Source organism: Streptomyces sp. NPDC021100 (assembly GCF_044333095.1).
Taxonomy (GTDB): Bacteria; Actinomycetota; Actinomycetes; order Streptomycetales; family Streptomycetaceae; genus Streptomyces.
In genome coordinates this window covers 504,938-529,165 of record NZ_JBIRQH010000001.1, presented here as the reverse complement: position 1 = coordinate 529,165, position 24,228 = coordinate 504,938, and the positions used below count along the sequence as shown (strand labels likewise).

Annotated in this window: 23 protein-coding genes and 1 riboswitch; of the genes, 14 read left to right on the top strand and 9 right to left on the bottom strand. The window is 72.6% G+C overall.

The features are described 5' to 3' along the window. Positions 1–4: 4 nt before the first annotated feature. Together aroA and ACH4PU_RS02425 are read right to left on the bottom strand one after the other, a co-directional pair. The gene (aroA, locus tag ACH4PU_RS02430) at positions 5–1,369 is read right to left on the bottom strand and encodes a 3-phosphoshikimate 1-carboxyvinyltransferase (protein WP_398264723.1); all 1,365 of its coding nucleotides are present in this window, start codon (positions 1,367–1,369) and stop codon (positions 5–7) included. 101 nt (positions 1,370–1,470) lie between these two features. Then, the gene (locus ACH4PU_RS02425; protein ID WP_398264721.1) at positions 1,471–2,184 is read right to left on the bottom strand and encodes a M50 family metallopeptidase; all 714 of its coding nucleotides are present in this window, start codon (positions 2,182–2,184) and stop codon (positions 1,471–1,473) included. A 142-nt stretch (positions 2,185–2,326) separates the two neighbouring features. On the opposite strand from ACH4PU_RS02425, the gene ACH4PU_RS02420 reads away from it, so the two are divergent. The 8 genes from ACH4PU_RS02420 (at position 2,327) to def (ending at position 10,309) form a co-directional block, all read left to right on the top strand. Then, positions 2,327–3,145: an SOS response-associated peptidase gene (locus ACH4PU_RS02420; RefSeq protein WP_398264719.1), complete on the top strand. Its 819-nt coding sequence runs from the start codon at positions 2,327–2,329 to the stop codon at positions 3,143–3,145. A 39-nt stretch (positions 3,146–3,184) separates the two neighbouring features. Next, positions 3,185–3,844, top strand: a complete 660-nt coding sequence (locus ACH4PU_RS02415; RefSeq protein WP_398264717.1) for an alpha/beta family hydrolase — start codon at positions 3,185–3,187, stop codon at positions 3,842–3,844. 294 nt (positions 3,845–4,138) lie between these two features. Next, a complete protein-coding gene (locus ACH4PU_RS02410) occupies positions 4,139–4,828 on the top strand; it encodes a sigma-70 family RNA polymerase sigma factor (protein ID WP_224346990.1) in 690 nt (229 codons plus the stop codon). Further along, entirely contained in the window at positions 4,825–5,157 is a 333-nt protein-coding gene (gene rsrA, locus ACH4PU_RS02405; RefSeq protein ID WP_398264715.1) for a mycothiol system anti-sigma-R factor, read from the top strand. Before ACH4PU_RS02410 ends, rsrA begins: the two co-directional genes overlap by 4 nt. A 168-nt stretch (positions 5,158–5,325) precedes the next feature. After that, complete coding sequence (locus tag ACH4PU_RS02400; RefSeq protein ID WP_398264713.1) at positions 5,326–6,996, top strand: HD-GYP domain-containing protein; 1,671 nt, start codon at positions 5,326–5,328, stop codon at positions 6,994–6,996. Positions 6,997–7,001: 5 nt separating this feature from the next. Continuing rightward, on the top strand, positions 7,002–8,255 hold the full coding sequence (locus ACH4PU_RS02395) for an HD domain-containing protein (protein WP_398265340.1): 1,254 nt from the start codon (positions 7,002–7,004) through the stop codon (positions 8,253–8,255). Between the two features lie 347 nt (positions 8,256–8,602). Further along, entirely contained in the window at positions 8,603–9,589 is a 987-nt protein-coding gene (locus tag ACH4PU_RS02390) for a tetratricopeptide repeat protein (RefSeq protein ID WP_004937538.1), read from the top strand. 90 nt (positions 9,590–9,679) lie between these two features. Further along, positions 9,680–10,309 carry a peptide deformylase gene (def, locus tag ACH4PU_RS02385; protein ID WP_398264710.1) on the top strand — a complete coding sequence of 210 codons (630 nt, stop codon included), beginning with the start codon at positions 9,680–9,682 and terminating at the stop codon, positions 10,307–10,309. A gap of 56 nt (positions 10,310–10,365) precedes the next feature. Here the strand turns inward: def and ACH4PU_RS02380 are convergent, their stop codons facing one another. From ACH4PU_RS02380 to ACH4PU_RS02370, 3 genes are all read right to left on the bottom strand, one after another. Next, complete coding sequence (locus tag ACH4PU_RS02380) at positions 10,366–10,794, bottom strand: YciI family protein (protein ID WP_398264708.1); 429 nt, start codon at positions 10,792–10,794, stop codon at positions 10,366–10,368. A gap of 158 nt (positions 10,795–10,952) precedes the next feature. Continuing rightward, entirely contained in the window at positions 10,953–11,966 is a 1,014-nt protein-coding gene (locus tag ACH4PU_RS02375) for a ribonucleotide-diphosphate reductase subunit beta (RefSeq protein WP_398264706.1), read from the bottom strand. Then, entirely contained in the window at positions 11,966–14,374 is a 2,409-nt protein-coding gene (locus ACH4PU_RS02370; RefSeq protein WP_398264704.1) for a ribonucleoside-diphosphate reductase subunit alpha, read from the bottom strand. The genes ACH4PU_RS02375 and ACH4PU_RS02370 overlap by 1 nt, the downstream gene beginning before the upstream one ends. Before the next feature lie 154 nt (positions 14,375–14,528). Next, a riboswitch (cobalamin riboswitch) is annotated at positions 14,529–14,668 on the bottom strand. Positions 14,669–14,890: 222 nt separating this feature from the next. On the opposite strand from ACH4PU_RS02370, the gene ACH4PU_RS02365 reads away from it, so the two are divergent. Continuing rightward, entirely contained in the window at positions 14,891–15,355 is a 465-nt protein-coding gene (locus ACH4PU_RS02365) for a hypothetical protein (protein ID WP_398264702.1), read from the top strand. A gap of 7 nt (positions 15,356–15,362) precedes the next feature. On the opposite strand, the gene mctP is transcribed toward ACH4PU_RS02365, so the two are convergent. Next, positions 15,363–16,988: a monocarboxylate uptake permease MctP gene (mctP, locus tag ACH4PU_RS02360; RefSeq protein ID WP_398264700.1), complete on the bottom strand. Its 1,626-nt coding sequence runs from the start codon at positions 16,986–16,988 to the stop codon at positions 15,363–15,365. Continuing rightward, the gene (locus ACH4PU_RS02355) at positions 16,985–17,266 is read right to left on the bottom strand and encodes a DUF3311 domain-containing protein (RefSeq protein WP_398264698.1); all 282 of its coding nucleotides are present in this window, start codon (positions 17,264–17,266) and stop codon (positions 16,985–16,987) included. The genes mctP and ACH4PU_RS02355 overlap by 4 nt, the downstream gene beginning before the upstream one ends. Before the next feature lie 243 nt (positions 17,267–17,509). Here ACH4PU_RS02355 and ACH4PU_RS02350 point away from each other — a divergent pair, with 243 nt between their 5' ends. After that, the gene (locus ACH4PU_RS02350; RefSeq protein WP_398264696.1) at positions 17,510–18,166 is read left to right on the top strand and encodes an HAD family hydrolase; all 657 of its coding nucleotides are present in this window, start codon (positions 17,510–17,512) and stop codon (positions 18,164–18,166) included. 68 nt (positions 18,167–18,234) lie between these two features. Further along, the gene (locus ACH4PU_RS02345; RefSeq protein WP_398264694.1) at positions 18,235–18,609 is read left to right on the top strand and encodes a VOC family protein; all 375 of its coding nucleotides are present in this window, start codon (positions 18,235–18,237) and stop codon (positions 18,607–18,609) included. A gap of 37 nt (positions 18,610–18,646) precedes the next feature. Here ACH4PU_RS02345 and ACH4PU_RS02340 read toward each other — a convergent pair whose 3' ends face one another. Continuing rightward, positions 18,647–19,879: a radical SAM protein gene (locus tag ACH4PU_RS02340; RefSeq protein ID WP_398264692.1), complete on the bottom strand. Its 1,233-nt coding sequence runs from the start codon at positions 19,877–19,879 to the stop codon at positions 18,647–18,649. A gap of 152 nt (positions 19,880–20,031) precedes the next feature. Then, positions 20,032–20,802: a GntR family transcriptional regulator gene (locus ACH4PU_RS02335; protein ID WP_398264690.1), complete on the bottom strand. Its 771-nt coding sequence runs from the start codon at positions 20,800–20,802 to the stop codon at positions 20,032–20,034. 241 nt (positions 20,803–21,043) lie between these two features. On the opposite strand from ACH4PU_RS02335, the gene ACH4PU_RS02330 reads away from it, so the two are divergent. The 3 genes from ACH4PU_RS02330 (at position 21,044) to ACH4PU_RS02320 (ending at position 24,225) form a co-directional block, all read left to right on the top strand. Then, entirely contained in the window at positions 21,044–22,321 is a 1,278-nt protein-coding gene (locus ACH4PU_RS02330; protein ID WP_398264688.1) for an extracellular solute-binding protein, read from the top strand. Positions 22,322–22,420: 99 nt separating this feature from the next. Further along, a complete protein-coding gene (locus ACH4PU_RS02325; protein WP_398264686.1) occupies positions 22,421–23,398 on the top strand; it encodes a carbohydrate ABC transporter permease in 978 nt (325 codons plus the stop codon). Beyond that, positions 23,395–24,225, top strand: a complete 831-nt coding sequence (locus ACH4PU_RS02320) for a carbohydrate ABC transporter permease (RefSeq protein WP_398264684.1) — start codon at positions 23,395–23,397, stop codon at positions 24,223–24,225. The genes ACH4PU_RS02325 and ACH4PU_RS02320 overlap by 4 nt, the downstream gene beginning before the upstream one ends. Positions 24,226–24,228: the final 3 nt, after the last annotated feature.

Below are 24,228 nucleotides of genomic sequence, written 5' to 3'. Positions count from 1 at the left end.
TCCCTCAGGCTCTCGGCGCCGTCGTCGCCCCCGCGACGGATCCGAGCATGCCGTGCCAGAGCTCCGGGAAGTCGGGCAGGGTCTTGGCGGTGGTCGCCACGTTCTCCACCTCGACGCCCGGGACGGTGAGGCCGAGCACCGCCGCGGCGGTGGCCAGCCGGTGGTCCTCGTAGGTGTGGAAGACGCCGCCGTGCAGCGGGCGCGGGCGGATGCGCAGGCCGTCGGCGGTCTCGGTGACGTCACCGCCGAGCTCGTTGATCTCCTTGGCCAGCGCGGCCAGCCGGTCCGTCTCGTGCAGCCGCAGGTGGGCGATGCCGCGCAGCTCGGACTCGGAGTCGGCGAGCGCGGCCACCGCGGCGATCACCGGGGTGAGCTCGCCGACCTCGTGCAGGTCCGCGTCGATGCCGGTGATCCGGCCGGTGCCGGTGAACGTCAGGCCCGCATCGGTCAGTTCGCAGCTGCCGCCCATGGCGGTGAAGATGTCGCGCAGCGCGTCACCCGGCTGTGTGGTGCGCTCGGGCCAGTCCGGGATGGTGACGTGGCCGCCGGTGACCAGGGCCGCCGCCAGGAACGGCGCCGCGTTGGACAGGTCGGGCTCGACCACCAGGTCGCGGCCCAGCAGCGCGCTGGGGGAGACCCGCCACACGTCCGGCTCGCCGCCCGACTCGGGGGTGTCCACCTGGGCGCCGGCGGCGCGCAGCATCTCGACCGTCATCCGGATGTGCGGCAGCGAGGGCAGCGCCGAGCCGACGTGCCGCACCTCCACGCCCTGGTTGAACCGCGGTCCCGAGAGCAGCAGCGCGCTCACGAACTGGGACGACGACGAGGCGTCGATCTCCACCGGACCGCCCTCCAGCGCCCCGGCGCCGTGCACGGTCAGCGGCAGCGCGCCGCGGTCGTTGTCCTCGATCCGGGCGCCCAGGGCGCGCAGCGCGTCGATCACGCCGTGCAGCGGGCGCTCGTAGCTGCGCGGGTCGCCGTCGAAGCGGACCGGGCCGTCGGAGAGCGCCGCGACCGGCGGCAGGAAGCGCATGACCGTGCCCGCGTTGCCGACGTCGACCGCGGCCGGGCCGTGCAGCCGGGCCGGGATGATCCGCCAGGCCTCGCCGGAGCCGTCCCGGTCGCCCTCGGAGCTGGAGGAGACGGTCTCCTCGATGCCGACGCCCATGGCGCGCAGCGCCTCCGCCATCAGCAGGGTGTCGCGCGAGCGCAGCGGGCGGCGCAGCCAGCCGGGCTCGGCGGCGAGGGCCGCGAGGACGAGGCCGCGGTTGGTCACCGACTTGGAGCCGGGCACGGTGACGGTCGCGTCGACGGCCCCGGTCGCGGTGGGAGCGGGCCAGAGGTCGGTGGGCGCGGGGCTCTCGGTCATGTCCCTAACCTTACGGCCTCACCGAGGGCGGTGACCGGGCCCTACGGCCGCGCGGCCCCCCGCCGCCGCGCGCCCGGACGCCCGCCGGTTCACCCGCCGGTTCACCCCCGGAGCAGCAGGTTGCCGCCGGCCAGCAGCGCGGCCAGCGCGACCACGTGGAAGAAGAGCAGCCACAGCACCGGCGTCACCCCGGTCAGCCGGCCGAGCTGGTCGGCGTCGGAGTCCGCCGCCGCCCCGAACCGGCGCTTGCGCTGGAGCTCGAAGGACGGCCGCACGCCCCCCAGCAGCAGGAACCACACCACCCCGTAGGCGAACGCCGCCCGCACCTCCGGGCCGGCCAGCCAGGAGACCAGGACGAAGGCCGCGCCGGTGAGCACCACCGTCAGCGCGCCGTACGCGTTGCGGATCATCACCAGCATGGCGGCCAGCAGCGCCGCCGCCACCCACAGCAGGGCCGTGACGTGCCCGGTGGACAGAGTCCAGGCGCCGGCCAGGCCGAGCAGCGACGGCGCGGGGTAGCCGGCCGCCGCGGTGAGGACCATGCCGAAGCCGGTCGGCCGGCCGCGCGAGACGGTGAGTCCCGAGGTGTCCGAGTGCAGCCTGATGCCGTCCAGGGTCCGGCCGCTGAGGAGTGCCACCAGACCGTGGCCGCCCTCGTGGGCGATGGTGATCGCGTTGCGCGTCACCCGCCAGACCCGGGGCGGGACGATCATCGCCAGGGCGACCAGCCCGGTGCCGACGACGGTCCAGACCGAGGGCCCGGACTGGCTGCCGGCCAGGCGGTCCCACAGGTCGGTGGCGGTGGTGCTGTCCATGGCGGGGCCGCTCCTTGCGCGTTCGTGGTCCGTGCTGAGGGACGGCCGGCGCCGCGTGACGGTTCCGGGGCCGGAGTGTCCGACCCGTGCGGCAGCATGGTCGGCGGCAGATGTACGGAGAGGAACCGAGGGGCGGTCGGACATGTGCGGGCGGTACGCGGCGAGCCGAGGGCCGGAGGAACTGGCCGGACTCCTGGACGTGGAGGTGTGGGAGCCGGAGGAGACCCTGGCTCCGGACTGGAACGTGGCGCCCACCAAAGAGGTGTACGCCGTCCTGGAGCGCCCGCTCAAGGGCGTGCCCGACCGGCGCCCGGTCCGTCAGCTCCGCGCCCTGAAGTGGGGGCTCGTCCCCTCCTGGGCGAAGTCGCCCGAAGGCGCCGCCCGCATGATCAACGCACGGGCGGAGACGGTGCACGAGAGGCCGTCCTACCGGCGGGCGTTCGCGGAGCGGCGCTGCCTGCTCCCGGCGGACGGCTACTACGAGTGGGTCACCGGCGCGCAGGAGCGCGAGCTGGAGGTGCAGGGCCGCCGCAAGCGCCCCCGGAAGCAGCCCTACTTCGTCACGCCCGCCGACGGATCGGTCATGGCGATGGCCGGCCTCTACGAGTTCTGGCGCGACCGCACCCTCCCCGACGACCACCCGGCGGCCTGGTGGGCCACCTGCTCGGTGATAACCACCGAGGCCGACGACCGTCCGTTCGCCGGCGGCGGCACCGAGGGCGGCCCGCGCTCCCTGGCGGAGATCCACCCCCGGATGCCGCTGGTCCTGCCGCCCGACCGCTGGGCCGCCTGGCTCGACCCGGCGCGTACGGACCCGGAGGAGCTGCGCTCGCTGCTCGCCCCGCCCCCGCCCGGGCTGGCGCGCGCGTACCCGGTGGCGACGGCGGTCAGCGACGTCCGCAACAACGGGCCGGAGCTGGTGACGGAGCTGGCGGCGCCGGAGGAGACGACACTGTTCTGACACGGCGTGGCATCAGGGCGGGCACGGCAGGATGGCCGCGTGACGACGAAGAAACCGCTGACGGAGAGCGTGGAGACCCCCGCGGGCGAGGCCCGCGTCCACTGGTACCCCGCGCCGGAGCCCCGCCTGGTGCTCGCCCTCGGCCACGGCGCCGGCGGCGGCGTCGAGGCCCGCGACCTCCAGGCCCTGGCCGCCGCCCTGCCCGCGCACGGGGTGACCGTGGCGCTCGTGGAGCAGCCCTGGCGGGTGGCCGGCAGGAAGGTGGCCCCGGCACCCCGGGCCCTCGACACGGCCTGGCGCGCCCTGTGGCCCGCGCTCGCCGCGCCCGGGCTCCCCGTCGTCGCGGGCGGCCGGAGCGCCGGGGCGCGCGTCGCGTGCCGAACTGCGGCGGAGCTGGGCGCGGTCGCGGTGCTCGCGCTGAGCTTCCCGCTCCACCCGCCGGGCCGGCCGGAGAAGTCCCGCGCGGAGGAGCTGCTCGGCGCCGGGGTGCCGGTCCTCGTCGTCCAGGGCGCCCGCGATCCGTTCGGCCGTCCCGAGGAGTTCCCGCCCGGCGTCGCGCCGGTCGCCGTGCCCGGCGGTGACCACGGGTTCGCGGTGCCGAAGAGCGCCGCGAAGAACGGTGGCGTCACCCAGGAGGACGCGCTGGCGGTGATCACCGACGCCGTGGCCGGCCGGCTGGCGGAGCTGCCGGGCGGCTGAGGCGGGTGCCGGGCCTCCGGAACCGGCCGGGGGCCGGCGGGAATGGGACGGGCCGTGCCGATGTTGAGCACCACGTACGACACGCACCGGCACATGACAAAGGATTGGGAGACCCGCCCCATGGGTTCGATCGCATGCCTGTCCCGCCCCGGCACCGCAGACCGGGGCCGGCCGGTCGTCATGGGCGGCCTGGCCGCCGCGGCCGGAGCGGCGGGTTCGGCCGGTTCGGCAGGTCATCGTCTATTCTCCGAATCGAGCGGGTCCGCCCAGGGCTCGTCCAAGCTTTCGGAGGAGGTGGGTCCGGTCGTGGGTACCGACGCGGGGACGCACGGCGAGGAGCACCCCCCCGCCCAGGCCGCGGAGAGCACGGCGGAGCGCAACGCCCGCTTCGAGCGCGACGCGCTGACCTTCCTCGACCAGATGTACTCCGCCGCCCTGCGGATGACCCGCAATCCGGCGGACGCCGAGGACCTGGTCCAGGAGACGTACGCGAAGGCCTACGCGTCCTTCCACCAGTTCCGTGACGGCACGAACCTCAAGGCGTGGCTGTACCGCATCCTGACCAACACCTTCATCAACTCGTACCGCAAGAAGCAGCGCGAGCCGCTGCGCAGCGCGTCCGAGGAGATCGAGGACTGGCAGCTGGCGCGTGCCGAGTCGCACATGTCCCAGGGGCTGCGGTCCGCCGAGTCGCAGGCGCTCGACCACCTGCCGGACTCCGATGTCAAGGAGGCCCTTCAGGCCATTCCCGAGGAATTCCGCATAGCGGTCTACCTCGCGGACGTCGAGGGGTTTGCCTACAAGGAGATCGCGGACATCATGGGTACCCCCATCGGCACGGTGATGTCCCGCCTCCACCGGGGGCGACGGCAGCTGCGCGGTCTGCTGGAGGACTACGCCCGCGAGCGTGGCCTGGTCCCGGCCGGGGCCGCCGCGCCGCACGGTTCCGACGCGTCGCACAATGGGAAGGGCTCGGACTCATGAGCTGCGGAGAGCCGCACGAGACGGACTGCTCTGAAGTCCTCGACCACCTTTACGAGTACCTCGACCGCGAGATGCCGGACGGCGACTGTGCCAAGTTCGAGGTGCACATCGACGAATGCTCCCCCTGCCTGGAGAAGTACGGGCTGGAGCAGGCGGTCAAGAAGCTGGTCAAGCGCTGCTGCGGGCACGACGACGTCCCCGCCGACCTGCGCTCCAAGGTGATGGGCCGGATCGAGCTCATCCGCGCCGGCGAGTCCGTGCCGGAGCAGGACGTGGTGGCCGAGGCCCGCGCGGCCGAGGCCGACGCCCGGAGCGTCCCGCAGGACTGAGCCGGGTGCCCGAGGGCCCGGCGCGAACGGGCCCGGAACCCGCATCAAAACGGCCGCCCGGCGAACGTCACTCGAACGGACGGCGGTTCCCGCCGATCCGGCCGTGAGCGCCGCGCGTGAGCCTATTCTCCCCATCCCGACAGCGAGTCCGGATGGGGAGGACATGACATGGAGGCAGTCCCGGCGGCGACGCGCGCCTGGATCTCCGGTGCCGTGGGCGCGGCGGTCCTGAGCACGTTGCCCGCCGGGTGGGACCCCGCCGCCGTCCCCTGGGGAACGACCGCCCTCCTGGCGGCCGTCGGCGCGCTCGGCGGGCTCCGGCCGCGCCGGGTGCCCGTGCCGCCGGCACTGCTGCTGGCCGTGGTGCTGCTGCCGCCGGCCGCCGCCGCGCTGGCCGCCGTGCCGGGCGGCCTCCTCTCCCCGGCCCGCCGCCCGAGCCGTGAACGCCCGGACGGACGGCGCCGGTTGGGGCGTGCCGCGCTCCTCGCGGTCGCCGCGACGACCGCCGCCCTGTGCTTCGGCGCCGCCCGCGCCGCCCTGCCGCCCGGCCCCCTGGGCGCGCTGCCCGCCGTGCTGGCCGCCGCCCTCGTCCTCGCGCTGGTGAGCGCCGGCTTCGACGGCGTACTCCGCGCCCGATGCCGTCCGGCCGCCCGGCGGCCCGCCCTCCTGGGGCCCGCGCTGGGCTTCGCACTGCTCCACGGGCCGGCCGCGCTGCTCGCGGCCGAGCTGTGGCGCAGTGCCTACGGGCCGGTGGCCGCCCTGCTGGTCCTGCTGCCGCACACCGTGCCCGCCTGCCGTCTGGCCGGTACGCGGCGGGAGCGCGCCGACCGCGGCGCGACCGTCCGGGTGCTGGTCGAGGCCGTCGACCTCAAGGACCACTACACGCGGGGCCACGGCGAGCGGGTCGGCCTGCTCGCCCTGCGGATCGGCCGCGAACTCGGCATGGCCGGCGACCGGCTGGAGGCCCTGCGCATCGCCGGTACCCTGCACGACCTGGGCAAACTCGGCGTCCCCACCCGGGTGTTGCGCAAGGACGGCCCGCTCACCGGCGAGGAGCGGCGCATCGTCCGGCTGCATCCCGAGTACGGGGACGAGCTGGTGCGCGGCGTCGCGATCCCCGACGAGGCGCGGGAGGCGATCCTCCACCACCACGAGCGGCTGGACGGCAGCGGCTACCCCCACGGGCTGACGGGCTGCCGGATCCCGGAGGCGGCCCGGATCGTGGCCGTCGCCGACGCCTTCGACGCCATGACCTCCACCCGTACCTACAGCCGCGCCCGCCCGGTCCCCGCCGCGCTCGCCGAACTCCGCCGCTGCGCCGGCGCCCAGTTCGATCCGCGCATGGTCGAGGCGCTCGCGCGGGCCCTGGAGCGGGACGGCCTGCCGGGGGTCCCGGTGATGAACGAAACCGCAGTTCCCGATTGCGGAAACGTCCCTCTTGATCACGGCGCCACGCCGCCCCGGCACACGCCTCCGGCCGGGCGCCCGTACGAACGCGCCTCCGGCCGGTGCCCGGCCGCCCCGAGCGGCGACCGGCTCCCGGGTGCGGCTCCCGAGGCGGGCCCGTACGCCTCCCGCCGGCTCCTGCTCGTCCCGGACCCCGGCCGCCCGGCCGGCCCGGGCTCGGCCGGGGAGCCCGCGGACGGGGGCCCGTACCAAGCCGCTACCGAGCGCCACCCGCGCGTTCCGGACCCGGACCGTCCGCCCGGCCCGCGCCCACCCGAGGAGTCCGCGGCCGAGCTCACGTACCGCCGCCCCCGGCTCGTCCCCGACCGCGACCGTCCTCCCGGACGGCGCCCGCCGCCCGCCCCCGTACCGCCGCCCGGGGCCCACCGGTGACCGCCGTGTCCGGTGCCCGGCTGGTGCGTACCGTCCATCTGCTGGCCGGCGGCGGCGCTCTGCTCGCGCTCGCCTGGACCGCGCTCCACGGCGTCCAGCAGCCGCGGACCGCCTGCGCGTACGGGCTGCTCATCGTGTTGAGCGAGGTCGCGGGGCGGTGGCCGGAGCCGCTCGGGGCGCGGGGTGGCGCCCCGGTCGGCGCCGCGGGGGCCCTGGCCTACGCCCTGCTCGCGGACGGCGGTGTGCCGCAGGCCGTCGCCGTGGTGTCCGGCGCGGCCCTGGCGGGCGCCGCGGGCCGCCCGGGCGGCCCGGACCGCCGGGACCGGCTGGCCCGCCGCCTCGCCGCCACCGCCCTCGTCGCCGGCTGCCGCCCCGCGCTCCCCGGCGCCGGACCGGCCGCCCCCGGGCCCGCGCAGGGGCCGGCCTACGCCCTGTCGCTGCTGCTGCTCCTCGCCCTGGCCACCCTCGCCGACGCCGCCCTCGCGGCGGCCCTCGCCCGGGCCCGTACCGGCTGCCCCTACCCGGCGGCCCTCCGCGCCGAACTGCACGCCCTGCCCACCACCGCCCCGGCGGTCTGCGCCACCGCGGTGGTGGCCGCCCTGGCCCCCGCCGTCGCCGGGCCGTGGGTCCTGCCCTTCTGCTGCCTGCCCCTGCTCGCCGTGCGGCTCGCCGCGGGCCGCGGGGAGGCGCGCGAGAGCTGCCCGCCCGCCGTCGCCTCGCTCGCCCGCGCGACCGACCTCGCGGGATGCACCCCCGCCGGTCACGCACGGCGCGTAGCCGCCCTCAGCCGTGCCGTCGGCCGCGAGCTCGGTATGGCGGAGCGCGACCTCGCCGTCGTCGAGTACGCGGCGCTGATGCACGACGTGGGCCAGCTCTCACTCGTCGACCCGGTGCCCGCCGGGGCCACCGAGCCGCTGCCCGCCGAGGAGCGGCGCCGGCTGGCCCGGCTGGGCGGGAGCGTGGCGCGGCTGGCCCCGCTGGACGCCGCCGTCGCACCGGTCGTCGCGGACGCCGTGGAACGCCAGGCCGACCCCTACCGCGAGCAGCCGCTCGCCGCCCGTGTCGTCCGGACCGCCAACGCCTACGACGAGCTCACCGCCCCCGCCGGCCCCGGGGGCCCCGCACGCGGCGGGCGCGGGGAATCGGCGCGCGCCCTGGAGCGGCTGCGCCGGGCCACCGCGTACGACCACGAGCCCCGGGTGGTGGAGGCGCTCGCGCGCGTGCTCGCGCGCGGCGCGCCGGTGTGCCCGGACCCGTGAGACGCCCGCCGAGTCCCGAGTAGCACGACTAACCCACGGGTAATGAGCGGGCGTCCGACGGGGCATGGTTGGATGCGAAGAGAAGGACGCGGCGTACGCAGGGAACGCGGAGCACGCAGAGGACGAACGACCGAGAATCGTGACGGGAAAGCGGGATCGGGGGGTGTCATGAGCGCTGTTGCGGCGTATGCGTCGTGGAGGGCACGGTTCCCCGGTACGGCGGCCCGGCCCGCGGGCGGGACCGTCAGCAAGGCGTGGCGGGCGGCCGTCGGGGAGGACGGCGCCGGTCACCAGAGCTCTCCGGCGTGGGTGCACGCGGGACGTCGAGAAACCAGCAGGCGGACATCGTGAGGATCTTCGGCAGGGTACGGCACCGGCCTTCCGCCTCGTGGCGGCAGGCCACCGACCGTGCCTTCACGCTCATCGGCGACGGCCGGTACGAGGACGCCGGCGCGCTCCTGACGCGCGCCGCGGACATGGAGCCGTGGCTGTCCGAGTCCTGGTTCAACCTGGCCCTGCTGCACAAGTTCCGGCACGACTGGGAGCAGGCCCGCGCCGCCGGACTGCGGGCCGTGGCGCTGCTGGACCGCGACGCGGGCGCCCCCGACTGGTGGAACGTGGGCATCGCCGCCACCGCCCTCCAGGACTGGCCGCTGGCCCGCCGCGCCTGGCAGGCGTACGGGCTGCGGGTGCCCGGCGACGGCGGCCCGGCCGGCGAGCCGCTCGGCATGGAGCTGGGCAGCGCGGCCGTGCGGCTGTCGCCCGAAGGCGAGGCCGAGGTGGTCTGGGGCCGCCGGCTCGACCCGGCCCGCATGGAGGTGCTGTCCATCCCGCTGCCGTCCTCCGGCCGCCGCTGGGGCGAGGTCGTGCTGCACGACGGCGTCCCGCACGGCGAGCGGGTGACCGCCGCCGGCCCGTCGTATCCGGTCTTCGACGAGATCGAGCTGTGGGCCCCCTCGCCGGTGCCGACCTGGGTCGTCCTGCTGGAGGCCGCCACCGAGGCGGACCGGGACGCGCTGGAGCGGCTGGCGGCCGACGCCGGGTTCGCCGCCGAGGACTGGTCCTCGTCCGTGCGGCTGCTGTGCCGCACGTGCTCGGAGAGCCGGATGCCCAGCGACGAGGGCGACGGCGAGCACCTGGACCCGCACGACCACAGCGAGCCTGGCCACCCCGGCCCGCTCGGCCACCGCACGGCCGGCTCCGGCCTGCTGTGGGTGCCCGAGCGCGAGTGCGGCATCGCGGCCCCCGCCGGGCTGGTCCGCGGGCTGCTGGACGGCTGGGTCGCGGACAGCCCGGACACCCGTGAGTGGCGGGATCTGGAAGAGGTCTGCTGAGCCCCCGGGCCGGGTCCGCTTACCCTGGATGGGCCCTGGGCTCCGGGGCGTGACAGTGCATTCGGGTTGTGAGAGAGGCATACGGCGGCGATGGCGCAGCAAGAGACCGATCAGCCGGTGAACGACGAGTTCATCGTGGACACCGAGGACTGCGAGGAGCGGGAGACCGCGCACCGCGAGCGCGGCACGTCCCGTCCGATCACCGTGGTCGGCAACCCCGTCCTGCACAAGGAGTGCAAGGACGTCACGGAGTTCGACGAGAAGCTGGCGCAGCTCATCGACGACATGTTCGCCAGCCAGCGGACCGCCGAGGGCGTCGGCCTCGCCGCCAACCAGATCGGCGTCGACCTCAAGGTGTTCGTCTACGACTGCATGGACGACGAGGGCGTCCGGCACGTGGGCCACGTCTGCAACCCGGTCCTGGACGAGCTCCCGGCCGACCGCCGGATCCTCGACGACTCCAACGAGGGCTGCCTGTCCGTCCCGACGGCGTACGCCCCGCTGGCCCGTCCCGACTACGCGGTGGTGCGCGGCCAGGACATGAAGGGCAACCCGATCGCCGTCCAGGGCACCGGCTACTTCGCCCGCTGCCTCCAGCACGAGACGGACCACCTGTACGGCTACCTGTACATCGACCGCCTCTCCAAGCGCGACCGCAAGGACGCGCTCCGGCAGATGGCCGAGGGCACGCCCCGCTACCCGGTCGTCCCCAACGACTGACCCGCCGGGCGCGCGCTCCGGGCCGGGCCGCCCGTGGCGCCCGGCCCGGCCCGGTGTCACACCAGGCCGCCCCGACCCCGGGCTTCCTCGCGCAGCGCCTGCTCACGGGCGGCCTCCTCGGGCGGGAGCACGTCGGAGGGGAAGTCGGCCGGCTCGAAGATCCGCCGGAGTTCGACGACGCCCTCCCGGAACGGGATCCGGGCCGCCCACTCCCGGGCCTGGTCCATCGAGTCCACCCGGATGATCCAATAGCCGGCGATCAGCTCGCCGATCTCGTCGAACGGCCCGTCGATCACACTGGGCTTCCCGCCCGCGAACACCACCCGGGCACCCTCCGACGACGCCCACAGTCCGTCGGCGGCCAGCAGCGCGCCCGCCTTGGCCAGGGCCTCGTTGTACCGCTGCATGTCGGCGACCTGCTCCCGGGTCGGCAGCACGCCGGCCTCGGACTCCTCGGTCGCCTTGACGATCATCATGACGCGCATCAGGTGCTTCTCCTGTCCCGTTGCTGCCCCCTGACCACCTAGCCTCCCCGCAGCCGGGGACGGTCCGGGCGCCCCGGCCGCCGTGTCGCCGGTTTTTCGCGAGAACGGGAGCGGGCCCTCCCGGAGAACTCCGGAAGGGCCCGCTCGGGAACCGTGGCCTAGAACTCGTCGTCGAACGCGACCGTGCCCTCGACCGCCACCTGGTACGCGGAGGCGCGGCGCTCGAAGAAGTTGGTCAGCTCCTGCACGTTCTGCAGCTCCATGAAGGAGAACGGGTTCTCCGAGCCGTAGACCGGGGCGAAGCCGAGGCGCTGGAGGCGCTGGTCGGCGACGCACTGGAGGTACTCGCGCATGGACTCGGTGTTCATGCCCGGCAGGCCCTCGCCGCACAGGTCGCGGCCGAACTGGAGCTCCGCCTCGACGGCCTCCTTCAGCATGTCGGTCACCTGCTGCTGGAGCTCGTCGTCGAAGAGGTCGGGCTCCTCCTGGCGGACGGTGTCCACGACCTCGAACGCGAAGTTCATGTGCATCGTCTCGTCACGGAACACCCAGTTGGTGCCGGTGGCGAGGCCGTGCAGCAGGCCGCGCGAGCGGAACCAGTACACGTACGCGAACGCGCCGTAGAAGAACAGGCCCTCGATGCACGCCGCGAAGCAGATCAGGTTGAGCAGGAAGCGACGGCGGTCGGCCTTCGTCTCCAGCCTGTCGATCTTCTCGACCGAGTCCATCCACTTGAAGCAGAACTGGGCCTTCTCCCGGATGGACGGGATGTTCTCCACGGCCGCGAAGGCGGCGGCGCGGTCGTCCGGGTCGGGCAGGTAGGTGTCCAGCAGCGTCAGGTAGAACTGGACGTGCACGGCCTCCTCGAAGAGCTGCCGCGACAGGTACAGCCGCGCCTCGGGGGAGTTGATGTGCTTGTACAGCGTCAGCACGAGGTTGTTGGCCACGATCGAGTCGCCGGTCGCGAAGAACGCGACGAGGCGGCCGATCATGTGCTGCTCGCCCGGGGAGAGCTTGGCCAGGTCGGCCACGTCGGAGTGGAGGTCGACCTCCTCCACGGTCCAGGTGTTCTTGATCGCGTCGCGGTAGCGGTCGTAGAAGTCCGGGTACCGCATGGGACGCAGGGTCAGCTCGAAGCCCGGGTCGAGCAGGTTCTTCTGTTCGTTCGACATTACTGGCAGGCCTCGCAGGACTCGGGGTTCTCAAGGGAGCAGGCGATGGCGTCCGCGTCGGGCGCGGCCTGCTGGACGGGGAGGGTGGCGGGGGCGGCGGCGCTGCCACCGGACGCCGCGCGGGCGATCCGGGTCGCCGGACGCGAGCGCAGGTAGTACGTGGTCTTGATGCCCTGCTTCCAGGCGTACGCGTACATCGAGCTGAGCTTGCCGATGGTGGGCGAGGCCATGAACAGGTTGAGCGACTGGCTCTGGTCCAGGTACGGGGTGCGGGCCGCGGCCATGTCGATCAGGGCGCGCTGCGGGATCTCCCAGGCGGTGCGGTAGAGGTCGCGCACCTCCTGCGGGATCCAGTTCATGTCCTGGATCGAGCCGTTGGCGTCGGTCATCGCGTCGCGCGTGGTGCGGTCCCACACGCCGAGCTTCTTCAGGTCCTCCACCAGATAGGTGTTGACCTGGAGGAACTCACCGCTGAGCGTTTCGCGCTTGAACAGGTTCGAAACCTGCGGCTCGATGCACTCGTAGACGCCGGCGATGGACGCGATCGTCGCGGTCGGCGCGATGGCCAGCAGCAGCGAGTTGCGCATGCCGACGGAGGCGATCCGGGCGCGCAGCGCGTCCCAGCGTCCGGCCCAGGTCGGCTCGGTGTTCGGGTAGTGGTCGGGGTGCAGCACGCCGCGCGCGGTGCGGGTCGCGGACCAGGCCGGGTGCGGGCCGTGCCGCTCGGCGAGGTCGGCGGACGCCTCGTACGCCGCGAGCATGATCCGCTCGGAGATCCGGGTGGACAGGGCCTTCGCCTCGGGGGAGTCGAAGGGCAGCCGCAGCCGGAAGAAGACGTCCTGGAGGCCCATCAGGCCCAGACCGACCGGGCGCCAGCGGGAGTTGGAGTTCCCGGCCTGCTCGGTCGGGTAGAAGTTGATGTCCACGACGCGGTCGAGGAAGGTGACGGCCGTGCGGACGGTCCGGTCCAGCTTCTCCCAGTCCATCTCGCCGTCCGCGCCCAGGTGGGCGGCGAGGTTGACGGAACCGAGGTTGCAGACCGCGGTCTCGCCGTCGTTCGTGACCTCCAGGATCTCCGTGCAGAGGTTGGAGGAGTGGACGACCTGGCCGGGCTCGGCGGTCTGGTTGGCGGTGCGGTTGGCGGCGTCCTTGAACGTCATCCAGCCGTTGCCGGTCTGCGCGAGGGTGCGCATCATCCGGGCGTAGAGCACCCGCGCCGGGATGGTCTTGACGGCCTTGCCCTCGGCCTCGTACTTCCGGTACGCGGCGTCGAACTCGTCGCCGTACAGGTCGACCAGGTCCGGGGTGTCGGCCGGGGAGAACAGCGACCAGTCCGCGTCCGCCTCGACCCGGCGCATGAACTCGTCCGGGATCCAGTGCGCGATGTTGAGGTTGTGGGTGCGGCGGGCCTCTTCGCCGGTGTTGTCGCGGAGCTCCAGGAACTCCTCGATGTCCGCGTGCCAGGTCTCCAGGTAGACGCAGGCCGCGCCCTTGCGCCGGCCGCCCTGGTTGACGGCGGCGACGGAGGCGTCGAGCGTCCGCAGGAACGGCACGATGCCGTTGGAGTGCCCGTTGGTGCCGCGGATCAGCGAACCGCGGGAACGGATGCGGGAGTAGGACAGACCGATGCCGCCCGCGTGCTTCGACAGCCGCGCGACCTGGTGGTAGCGGTCGTAGATCGAGTCGAGCTCGTCCAGCGGCGAGTCCAGCAGGTAGCAGGACGACATCTGCGGGTGGCGCGTGCCGGAGTTGAAGAGCGTGGGGGAGGAGGGGAGGTACGAGAGGGTGCTGGTGAGGCGGTAGAGCTCGGCCACGTCCTCCAGGGCGCGGACCGATCCGTCCTCGGCCAGGCCGCAGGCCACGCGCAGCAGGAAGTGCTGCGGCGTCTCGATCACGTTCCGGGTGATCGGGTGGCGGAGCAGGTAGCGGCTGTGCAGGGTGCGCAGGCCGAAGTAGCCGAAGCGGTCGTCGGCGCCGTCGGCGAGCGCGGCGTCCACCAGCGCGTCCAGCCGCTCGGCGTGCTCGCGCACGAACGCGGCGGTCTCGTCGGCGATCAGGCCCTCGCGGTGGCCGGTGGCGACGGACGCGGAGAAGGAGACCGCGCCCTGCCCGGCCGCCTCCTCGGCGATGGCGAGCGTGAGGAGCCGCGCGGCGAGCCGCGAGTACTCGGGCTCCTCGGAGATCAGCCCGGCCGCGGCCTCGGTGGCCAGCGAGCGCAGTTCGGCCTCGTCCGACCCGGGGTGCCTGCCGCGCAGCGCGGCGGCGGCGACCTTGCCGGGGTCGGTGGCGGGCAGATCGGCGGTGAGCTCCGTCAGGGTGCGCAGGAGCGCGGTCCCGGGGCCGCCGGTCGTGTCCGCCTCGGGCGCAGAGACCGGACCTGAAACAGGTTCCGCGGGCGCGATCGTCACGTGTGGCTCTCCTCGCTCGGGGGCCCGGCGGGAAGGCAGGGGGGCGCGCACGCGCAGCCGACGGCGTACGGAAGCCGTACGAGGCGTGCGCGCGGGCGTCCACCGGCCCAACCCGCGAGGCCCGGACGTGTTCAGACGCCGTACCGGGCGGGCCCGGCGATGGCGTGCTGCCGGCAGGTCCTCGGACTGCGGAACGGGCGGATTGGGCCCGTACGTACACCGTTGCGGGACAGTTCCGGATTTCCACCGGATTCCCCTGCGGCGACAGCGAGGACGAGCATACATCTAGTGCCGACGATCGCGCGTGCCCCCACATGTTGTGTCGTCACGTCATGGAGCGGTCGCGGAATGTGCTAACGGAGGGGCCCGGTGACAGGCGCGTTCACGGAAGCGATCCCCTGTCACGCGGCGGCAGAAGGGAAGGGCGGCCGGGCTTCACGAATGTGTAGACGTACCACCGGCCGACGTCCGTCGGTGGGAGGGCGTCGACGGGCCGGGGACTCGTACGGTCCGCTTATGTCGAACGGGAGATCGATCACAGGCGGCCCCCTCGGCGATGCCGCCGTGACGCCCCTGCCCCGGCCCGTGCCGGGGATCCGCGTGTGCGTGCGGCTCAACCTCGGTGGCTGCGGGCCCTACGCGCACATCGTCGCGGACGTCGAACCGCCCGGTCCGGGCGGTGGGCTGGAGTTGCTCAGTGCCGTGCCGGAGGACCTGCTGCCCCGGGAGCACCTTCCGGCGCTGCGGCAGGGTCTGCTGGAGGGGCTCGGCGGGGTGGCGGCGGCCGTCCTGGTCACCGATGGCCACTACCACGACGCGGACTCCTGCGACCTCGGCTATCTGCTGGCCGGCAGGGAGGCCGGGCGCGCCGCGCTCGTCGGTGCGGGCCTGCTGCCGCCCGGGGAGGCGGAGGCGCTGCGCTGGGCGAGCCGGCCCGGCCGACCGCGGCCCCGCCGGCGAGGCGGGGGCCGACGGTCGTAGCCGGGCGTCAGTGACCGCCCGGTGCTCCCGCCGTCGCCGGGGGCAGTTCCGCCTGGACGCCCGGGTCGCCCGCGTCCGCCGTGTAGTCGGACGCCTTCGTCTCGTCCACGCCGTCCGGTGTGCCGAGCGCCTTGAACGCGAAGGTCAGCACGACCGCGACGAGCACGTTCAGCGCGAACGCCGTCAGCCCGATGTACCCCTTCTCTCCGATGAAGGGGATGAGGTTGGTGTTGCCGAAGTGGTCCTGCGTGGCGCTCGGGGTGTCATACGCGCGCCAGGTGCCGTAGATCATGCCGGTCGCCCAGCCCGCCAGCAGCGCCCAGCGGTGGAACCAGCGGGTGAACAGGCCGCCGACCAGGGCGGGGACGGTCTGGAGGATCCAGATGCCGCCCAGCAGCTGGAAGTTGATGGCGACCGTTTTGTCCATGGTGAGGACGAAGACGAGCGCGCCCACCTTCACCAGCAGGGACGCGAGCTTGGAGACCTTCGCCTCGTGCGCGGGCGAGGCGTCCGGCCGCAGGAAGTCCTTGTAGATGTTGCGGGTGAAGAGGTTGGCGGCGGCGATGGACATGATGGCCGCCGGGACCAGGGCACCGATGCCGATCGCCGCGAAGGCGACGCCGGTGAACCAGTCCGGGAACATGTCCTCGAAGAGCTGCGGGATGGCGAGCTGCCCGTTCTTCACCTTGATCCCCGCCGCCACCGCCATGAAACCGAGCATCGCCAGCAGCCCCAGCATCAGCGAGTACAGCGGCAGGATCGTGGTGTTGCGGCGGATGACGTTGCGGTTCTTGCTGGAGAGCACCGCCGTCACCGAGTGCGGGTAGAGGAACAGCGCCATCGCCGAACCCAGGGCGAGGGTCGCGTACGCCCACTGCGCGTCCGGCCCGGTGGCCAGGGCGCCGCGCGGCTTGCCCGTGTCCGGGTTCTTGGCGGAGAACGCCTCGCCCGCCTTGGCGAAGATGTGGTCGAACCCGCCGAGCCGCATGGGGATGTAGATGATGGCGACCGCGATGACGATGTAGATCAGCGCGTCCTTGACGAACGCGATCAGGGCCGGGGCCCGCAGCCCGGACGAGTAGGTGTACGCCGCCAGCACGCCGAAGGCGATGAGCAGCGGCAGGTCCTTCATGAACCAGTTGGAGCCGCCGCCGATCCCCATCACGTCCAGCACGGCCTGGATGCCGACGAGTTGGAGGGCGATGTAGGGCATCGTGGCGAGGATGCCGGTGAGGGCGAGCGCCAGCGACAGCCCCCGGGAGCCGAAGCGGCCCCGGACGAAGTCGGACGAGGTGACGTACCCGTGTTTGTGCGACACCGACCACAGGCGCGGCAGGAAGGTGAAGACCAGTGGGTAGCAGAGGATCGTGTACGGCACGGCGAAGAACCCGGCCGCGCCGCCCGCGTAGACGGCCGCCGGCACGGCGACGAAGGTGTACGCCGTGTACAGGTCGCCGCCGAGCAGGAACCAGGTGATCCAGGTGCCGAACGAGCGCCCGCCCAGCCCCCACTCGTCGAGGCTGTCGGCGCTCTCGGCCCGCCGCCACCGCGCGGCGTAGAAGCCCATGACCGTGACGCCCAGGAAGAAGATGATGAAGACGGTGAGCGCGACACCGTTGACGCCGTCCTTCACGCCCGCCCACCCCGCTTCCGCTCCCGCTCCTGCCGGCGCACGAGCACGTACGCGACGGTCGTCAGCGCCGTCGAGATGACGACCCAGAGCATCTGGTACCAGTAGAAGAACGGGATGCCGATGAACGCCGGCTTCAGCCGGGCGTAGGAGTCGACCCAGAGCATCGCGCCGAACGGCAGGGCGAGGCAGATCCCCGCGACGACCATCGGGAGGGTCACGACCGGCTTGCGGCGGCCGTCGGCGGCGTCGGGTGGTGCGGAAGCGGGTGGTTCGGACATGCGACGGCTCCGTCCCCGTGCGGTCGGCGGCATGGCGCGACGGTCGCGGCGCGATCCCCTCGCGGTGCGATCATTCGCGTAATGCGCACGAAATCTAGGTGAGGGAGCCTCCGGTCGTCACCCCCTGTCCGGATATCGGTATGACAACATCAACTTCCCTGACGTGCCGGGGCGCTGGGCGTGCGCTCCGGAGCCTCCACCGAGGCCGTGCGCGCTCCCGGCCCCGCGCATAGGTTGAACGGCATGTGCGACAAGCCCTTTGACCTCGTCATCTTCGACTGCGACGGCGTTCTGGTGGACAGCGAGCGGATCTGCGTGCGCGTGGAGGCGGAGTACCTGGCCGAGATGGGAGCCCCGTTCACCGAGGCGGAGATCGTCGAGAAGTTCGTGGGTTCCCCGGCGGAGATCATGCGGGAGGCGGTCGCGGAACTCCTCGGTCGGCCGCTGCCCGCCGACTGGTGGAAGCCGTACGAGCGGCGCTACGTGGACGCGTTCGCCGCCGAGTTGACGGCCGTGGAGGGCGTCGCCGAGGCGCTGGGGGAGCTGGACCTCCCCTTCTGCGTCGCCTCCAACGGCGAACACACCGCCATCCGGCAGAACCTGCGGCTCACCGGCCTCCACGGTCTCTTCGAGGAGGGGCGGATCTTCAGCGCCGAGGACGTGGCACGCGGCAAGCCCGACCCGGACCTCTTTCTGCACGCCGCCCGGACCCTGGGCGCCGAACCGGCCCGGTGCGCCGTGGTCGAGGACAGCCGGTACGGCGTCCGGGCGGCCCGCGCGGCGGGCATGCGGTCCTTCGGCTACGCCGGCGGACTGACGCTCGCCGCCTGGCTGGAGGGGCCCGGCACGGTCGTCTTCGACGACATGCGGAAGCTGCCCGCGCTGCTCGCCGGTGGCTGAGTCCGCGGGCAACCGGGCGGCGGGACACGGTCCTTGTCGCGGTCCGTGGTGTCTGCAATGATCATGTGATGCTGAGCATCGGATCGGTGGTCCTTGGCGTCGACGACATGGAGCGGGCCGCCGGGTTCTGGACCCGGGCCCTCGGCTACGTGCCGCGCGGCGGCGAGGTCGAGGCGTCCTTCACCGTCCTGGTGCCCGCCGCCGGCGGCACCGGCGTCCAACTGGCGCTGATGCGCAGCGAGACGGCGGCCGAGCGGTATCCGCGCGTCCACCTGGACCTGTACGCCACCGACGCGGCCGCGCAGGCGGCGGAGGTGGAGCGGCTGCTGGGGCTCGGGGCCGAGCGGGTCGACTGGGACCGCTATCCGGAGGACCCGGACTTCGTCGTCCTCTCGGACCCGGAGGGGAATCGCTTCTGCGTGATCGATACGAGCCACGACTGATCGGTCGGGCCTCTTCGTCGGGTCTCTCCGCCGGGCCTCAGAGGAAGTCCGCGTGCAGCGTGGACGGCACCTCGGCCGCGTACGCCCCCAGCGCGTCCTCCAGGGCGACGCGCCCGCTGAACAGCAGCTCCAACAGCTCGTTCTGCGGCCGGTAGTAGCAGGATCCGCACAGTGCGGTGGTCCGCGGGTCCGTGGCCTGCCAGGCGGCGCGGGCGGCGCCGTCCAGGACGTCCGGCCAGCCGTCGGCGGCGACGTCGCCGAGGTCGTAGCGGGGGTCGGGGCTCACCTGGGGGCAAGGGTGGAGGTGTCCGCGGGAGTCGACGGCAGCGGCGAAGCGGCTGTAGTGGCAGCGGCCGAAGCGGGCTTCGCGGGGGCCGCCGTCTGTGGTGTCGGCGTTCGGGCCGTCGCCGTTCGGGGCGCCGTCGGCGGGGCGCGGCAACCGGACCTCGAACGCGTCGTCCGCCAGCAGGGCGGCCTGGCGCAGGGCCGGTGCGACGTCCGCCGGAGCCGCGTACGGGTCGCCGTGCGGAACGGAGTACGGGTCGGTGTCGAAGCGTATGTAGTGGGCACCCGATTCCCGGGCCGCGTGGGCGGCGGCCAGGATCTCCCCGCTGTTGCGTTCGGTGACCACGTAGTGGAAGCCGATGCGGAAGTCCGGGTCGATGGCGGACTGCCGCAGGTTGCCGACGTCGTCGAGGAGCGACGCCAACGTCGTCCGGCCGGAACCGGAACCGCCGGCCTGGAAGCCGGCCTCGGTGCCCGCCGGGAGCGCGACCCGCACCCAGGTGTGGGTGGAGGCCACGCACTCGGCCGTGTCCGGGCGGCCGAGCCGGGTGCCGTCGGTGACCAGCCCGAGGCGGAGCCCGGCCTCGTGCCCCGCGTCGCACACGGCCGGATATCCGGGGTGGCGGGTGGTTTCGCGGGCGCCGCGGAAGGTCACCGCCCGGCCGCCGGAGGCCGCGAATCCGCGGAGCAGGGCGGCGGCGTCCGCCGTCGGGAGAGCGCTTTCCGCGGGGGAATTCCCGTCGGCCCGTCCGGCGGCGTCCGTTCCGCCGCGGCTTTCCTGCCGGGAAAACGCGGAAGGCCCCATGATGTCGAGCCGGACATGCACCGGACGGATTTCCCGGCCTTCGACGAAGCGGCGCAGCAACGCGCCGTGTGCGAGGACTTTCCGTGGTGAATGCGCCGGTTCCAGGCCGGGCGCGGGACGTCGGCGGCCACCCCGCGGAGTGGTTCCGCCGTGGCTCCGCACGCCCGCGGTGTCGTCCATGATCGTCCTCTCGCGAGGCAGCGGTCGGGCGCCGGTGACACTATGAGCCGCCGTGATGACCGTCAATAGGAATGGACCATGAGGGACCGTTCCCGTGGAATCGCCCTTGCCGCCCTTCCCGGAAGGCCGGACGATTCCACGGCGCGCGCGCCCTATTCCGACGCGGGCCGCCGCAATCGCGCGACGAACTTGTAGCGGTCCCCCCGGTAGACCGAACGCACCCACTCCACCGGCGCCCCGTCCGCGTCCAGCGAGTGGCGGGAGAGCAGCAGCATGGGGAGCCCCACGTCGGTGCCGAGCAGCCCGGCCTCGCGCGGGGTGGCGAGCGAGGTCTCGATGGTCTCCTCGGCCTCGGCCAGGTGCACGCCGTAGACCTCGGCGAGCGCCGTGTACAGCGACGTGTACTTGACGAGGTTGCGGCGCAGCGCGGGGAAGCGCTTCGCGGAGAGGTGGGTGGTCTCGATGGCCATGGGTTCGCCGCTGGCCAGCCGCAGCCGTTCGATGCGCAGCACCCGGCCGCCGGGGGAGATGTCGAGCAGGCCGGCGAGGCGGTCGTCCGCGGTGACGTAGCCGATGTCGAGCAGCTGCGAGGTGGGTTCGAGGCCCTGGGCCCTCATGTCCTCCGTGTAGGAGGTGAGTTGCAGCGCCTGGGAGACCTTGGGCTTGGCGACGAAGGTGCCCTTGCCCTGGATGCGTTCCAGGCGGCCCTCGACGACCAGTTCCTGGAGGGCCTGGCGCACGGTGGTACGCGAGGTGTCGAACTCCGCGGCAAGGGTGCGTTCGGGTGGCACCGGCGTGCCGGGGCGCAAGGTTTCGGTCATCTCCAACAGATGACGTTTGAGCCGGTAGTACTTGGGGACGCGGGCCGTCCGCACACCGCCGGCGGTGCTGCCGTTCTCCGCTGTCCCGCCCTCGGTCGCCATGGCGTGCCTTCCCGACTCCGATCCTGCTGCCGTCACCGGCTCCTCCGTCTATCGCGGTCACATGGTGGCACGGGCAGTGCCCGAGGGGACCGGAGACGCCCAGGTCGGCCCTCAGGTGTCGGTCCGGTAACGGAGCCGACAGCGACTCTTATACACCCTTGACACCCCAAAAGGTCTAGGCCAAGCTGCGGGCACTGGTCTAAACCATTAAAGACCACTTTTCGGTCCTGAGGAGAGTGCTGTGAAGCGTGGGCTCATAGCGGCGACGGGTGTCGCGGCCTTGTTGGTGAGTGTGGCTGCTTGTGGGTCCGACGGCGGCGACAAGGACTCCGGTTCCGGATCCGGTGACTCCAAGGGCAAGACCCTCACCGTCTGGTTCATGGACGGCTCGAACCCGCCCAAGTGGACCGAGGCCGTGAAGTCCGAGTTCGAGCAGAAGACCGGCGCCAAGCTGGATGTCCAGATCCAGAAGTGGGACAACATCCAGCAGAAGCTCACCACCGCGCTCTCCGAGTCCACGCCGCCCGACGTCTTCGAGATCGGCAACACCCAGACGCCCTCCTACGCCGCGACCGGCGGCCTCGCCGACCTCTCCGACCTGAAGAAGGAGATCGGCAAGGACTGGACCGATTCCCTCAACAAGCCGTCGGTGTTCGAGGGGACGCAGTACGCGGCGCCCTGGTGGGCCGCCAACCGCGTCGTCATCTACAACAAGAAGGTCTGGGCCGACGCCGGCGTCAAGGACGTCCCCAAGACCCGCGCCGACCTCTTCAAGGCGTTCGAGGCCATCCAGAAGAAGGGCGACGCCGAGCCCCTCTACCTGCCCGGCCAGAACTGGTACTTCTTCGACGGCCTGACCATCGGCGCCGGTGCCGACCTGGTGAAGAAGGACGGCAACAAGTACGTCTCCAACCTCGCCGACCCCAAGGTGGGCAAGGCCATGGAGGTCTACAAGCAGTACCAGGCGTTCAGCAAGGCGCCGAAGGACAAGGACGAGGCCACCCCGCAGCAGGCCGACGTCTTCGCCAAGGGCAAGACCGGCGCCTTCATCGGCATGGGCTGGGAGGCCAAGACCGCGGTCAAGGCGAACCCGGCGATCGAGAAGGACCTCGGCTTCTTCACCATCCCCGGTGAGACCGCCGACAAGCCCGAGGGCGTCTTCCTTGGCGGCTCCAACCTCGCGATCGCCGAGCGGAGCAAGAAGAAGGATCTCGCGGAGGAGTTCCTGAAGATCGCGCTGTCCGACAAGAACGAGGGCGCGCTCGCCCATGAGGTCGGCTCGATCCCCAACAAGGAGTCGCTGCTCTCCCAGGTGAAGGGCAACCCGGCCGGAGAGGCCGCGGCCCCGGCGGCCAAGGGCGGCGGCACCACCCCGCTGATCGCCGAGTGGGCGGCCGTCGAGAACGCCCCCAACCCGATCAAGGCGTACATGACCGCCGTGCTCAACGGCAAGTCGCCCGAGGACGCGGCCAAGCAGGTCGAGGGCGAGATGAACAAGCGCCTCAGCCAGAAGCAGTGACCCGCGCGGGCGGGCGGGGCGCGGGCCGGACACCGGCCGGCGCCCCGCCCGCCCGGCATCACACGCACCACCGTTGTACAGGGGAGAAGGCGGACGACGATGTCAGCGCAGACCGAAGAGGCGGCGGCCCGGCCCGCCTCCCGGACCGGCAAGGGCGGCGCGCCGCCGGTTCCCGGGGCGTCGAAGCGGGCAGGCAGAACAGCCCCGTACCTGCTGATCCTGCCCGCGGCCGTCTTCACGGTGCTGCTGCTCGGCTGGATCATGGTGCAGAACGGCCTGCTGTCGTTCCAGAACCTCAACCGGCGGCAGCTCATCCGGCGCACCACCGAGTGGATCGGCTTCGACAACTACGCGGACACGCTGGGGAGCGAGGACTTCTGGCGGGTCACCCTCCGGTCCGTCGTCTTCACCGCGGTCAACGTCGCCCTGGTCATGGTGGTCGGCTGTCTGATCGGCCTGCTGCTCGCCCGGCTCGGCAAGCGGACGCGGCTGCTGCTCTCCCTCGGCCTGGTGCTGGCCTGGGCCATGCCCGTTGTCGCGGCCACCACGGTTTTCCAGTGGCTTTTCGCCCAGCGGTTCGGCGTCGTCAACTACGTGCTGGACAAGCTCGGCTGGCACTCCATGGCCGAGTACAACTGGACCGGCGGGCAGTTCTCCACCTTCTTCGTGATCACCGTGCTGCTCGTGTGGCAGTCCGTGCCCTTCGTCGCGATCAACCTCTACGCGGCGACGACCACGATCCCCAAGGAGCTCTACGAGGCCGCCGAGCTCGACGGCGCCGGCGTGTGGAAGCGGTTCACCTCGGTGACCTTCCCCTTCCTCAAGCCGTTCTTCTACGCCACGACGTTCCTCGAAGTCATCTGGATCTTCAAGTCGTTCACCCAGGTCTTCGTCATCAACGAGGGCGGCCCCGACCGCCTCACCGAGACCCTGCCGGTGTACGCCTTCGTCGAGGGCATGAACAACCAGCACTTCGGCATGGGCGCCGCGATCTCCATCCTGACCATCGTCATCCTGCTCGCCCTGACCGCTTACTACCTGCGCCTGGTGCTCAAGCAAGAGGAGGACGAGCTGTGAAGCGCTCCCTGATCGGCCGGGTCTGGCCGGGGGCGACGGCGGTCGTCCTGTTCCTCGGCTTCGTCTTTCCCGTCTACTGGATGTTCACCACGGCGTTCAAGGCCAACAAGGACATCGTCGGCGACGCCCCGGTCTGGGTCCCCACCAGCCCGACCCTCGAGCACTTCGAGAAGGCCGTGGACGCCGAGGGCTTCTGGACCTTCGTCGCCAACTCGTTCATCGTCACGGGCGTCGCCGTCCTGCTGTCGCTGGTGATCGCGCTGCTGGCCTCCTTCGCCATCGCCCGGATGCGCTTCCGGGGCCGCCGCAGCTTCATCCTGGTGATGATGATGGCCCAGATGGCGCCCTGGGAGGTCATGGTCATCGCGTACTACATGATCGTGCGCGACGCCGACATGCTGAACAGCCTGCCGCCGCTCATCGCCATCTACACCCTCATGGTGCTGCCCTTCACCATCCTGACGCTCCGCGGTTACGTCGCCGCCGTGCCCAAGGAACTGGAGGAGTCCGCCATGGTCGACGGCTGCACCCACGCCCAGGCGTTCCGCCGGGTGATCTTCCCGCTGCTGGCGCCCGGCCTGATGGCCACCTCCCTGTTCGGCTTCATCACCGTGTGGAACGAGTTCCCCTACGTGCTCATCCTGAGCAAGGACCCCTCCGCGCAGACGCTGCCGCTCTGGCTCACCGGTTTCCGGACCACCTTCGGCGACGACTGGGGCGCCACCATGGCCGCCTCCTCCCTCTTCGCCGTCCCCATCCTCATCCTGTTCGTCTTCCTGCAGCGCAGGGCCGTCGGAGGACTGACCTCCGGCGCGGTGAAGGGCTAGCAC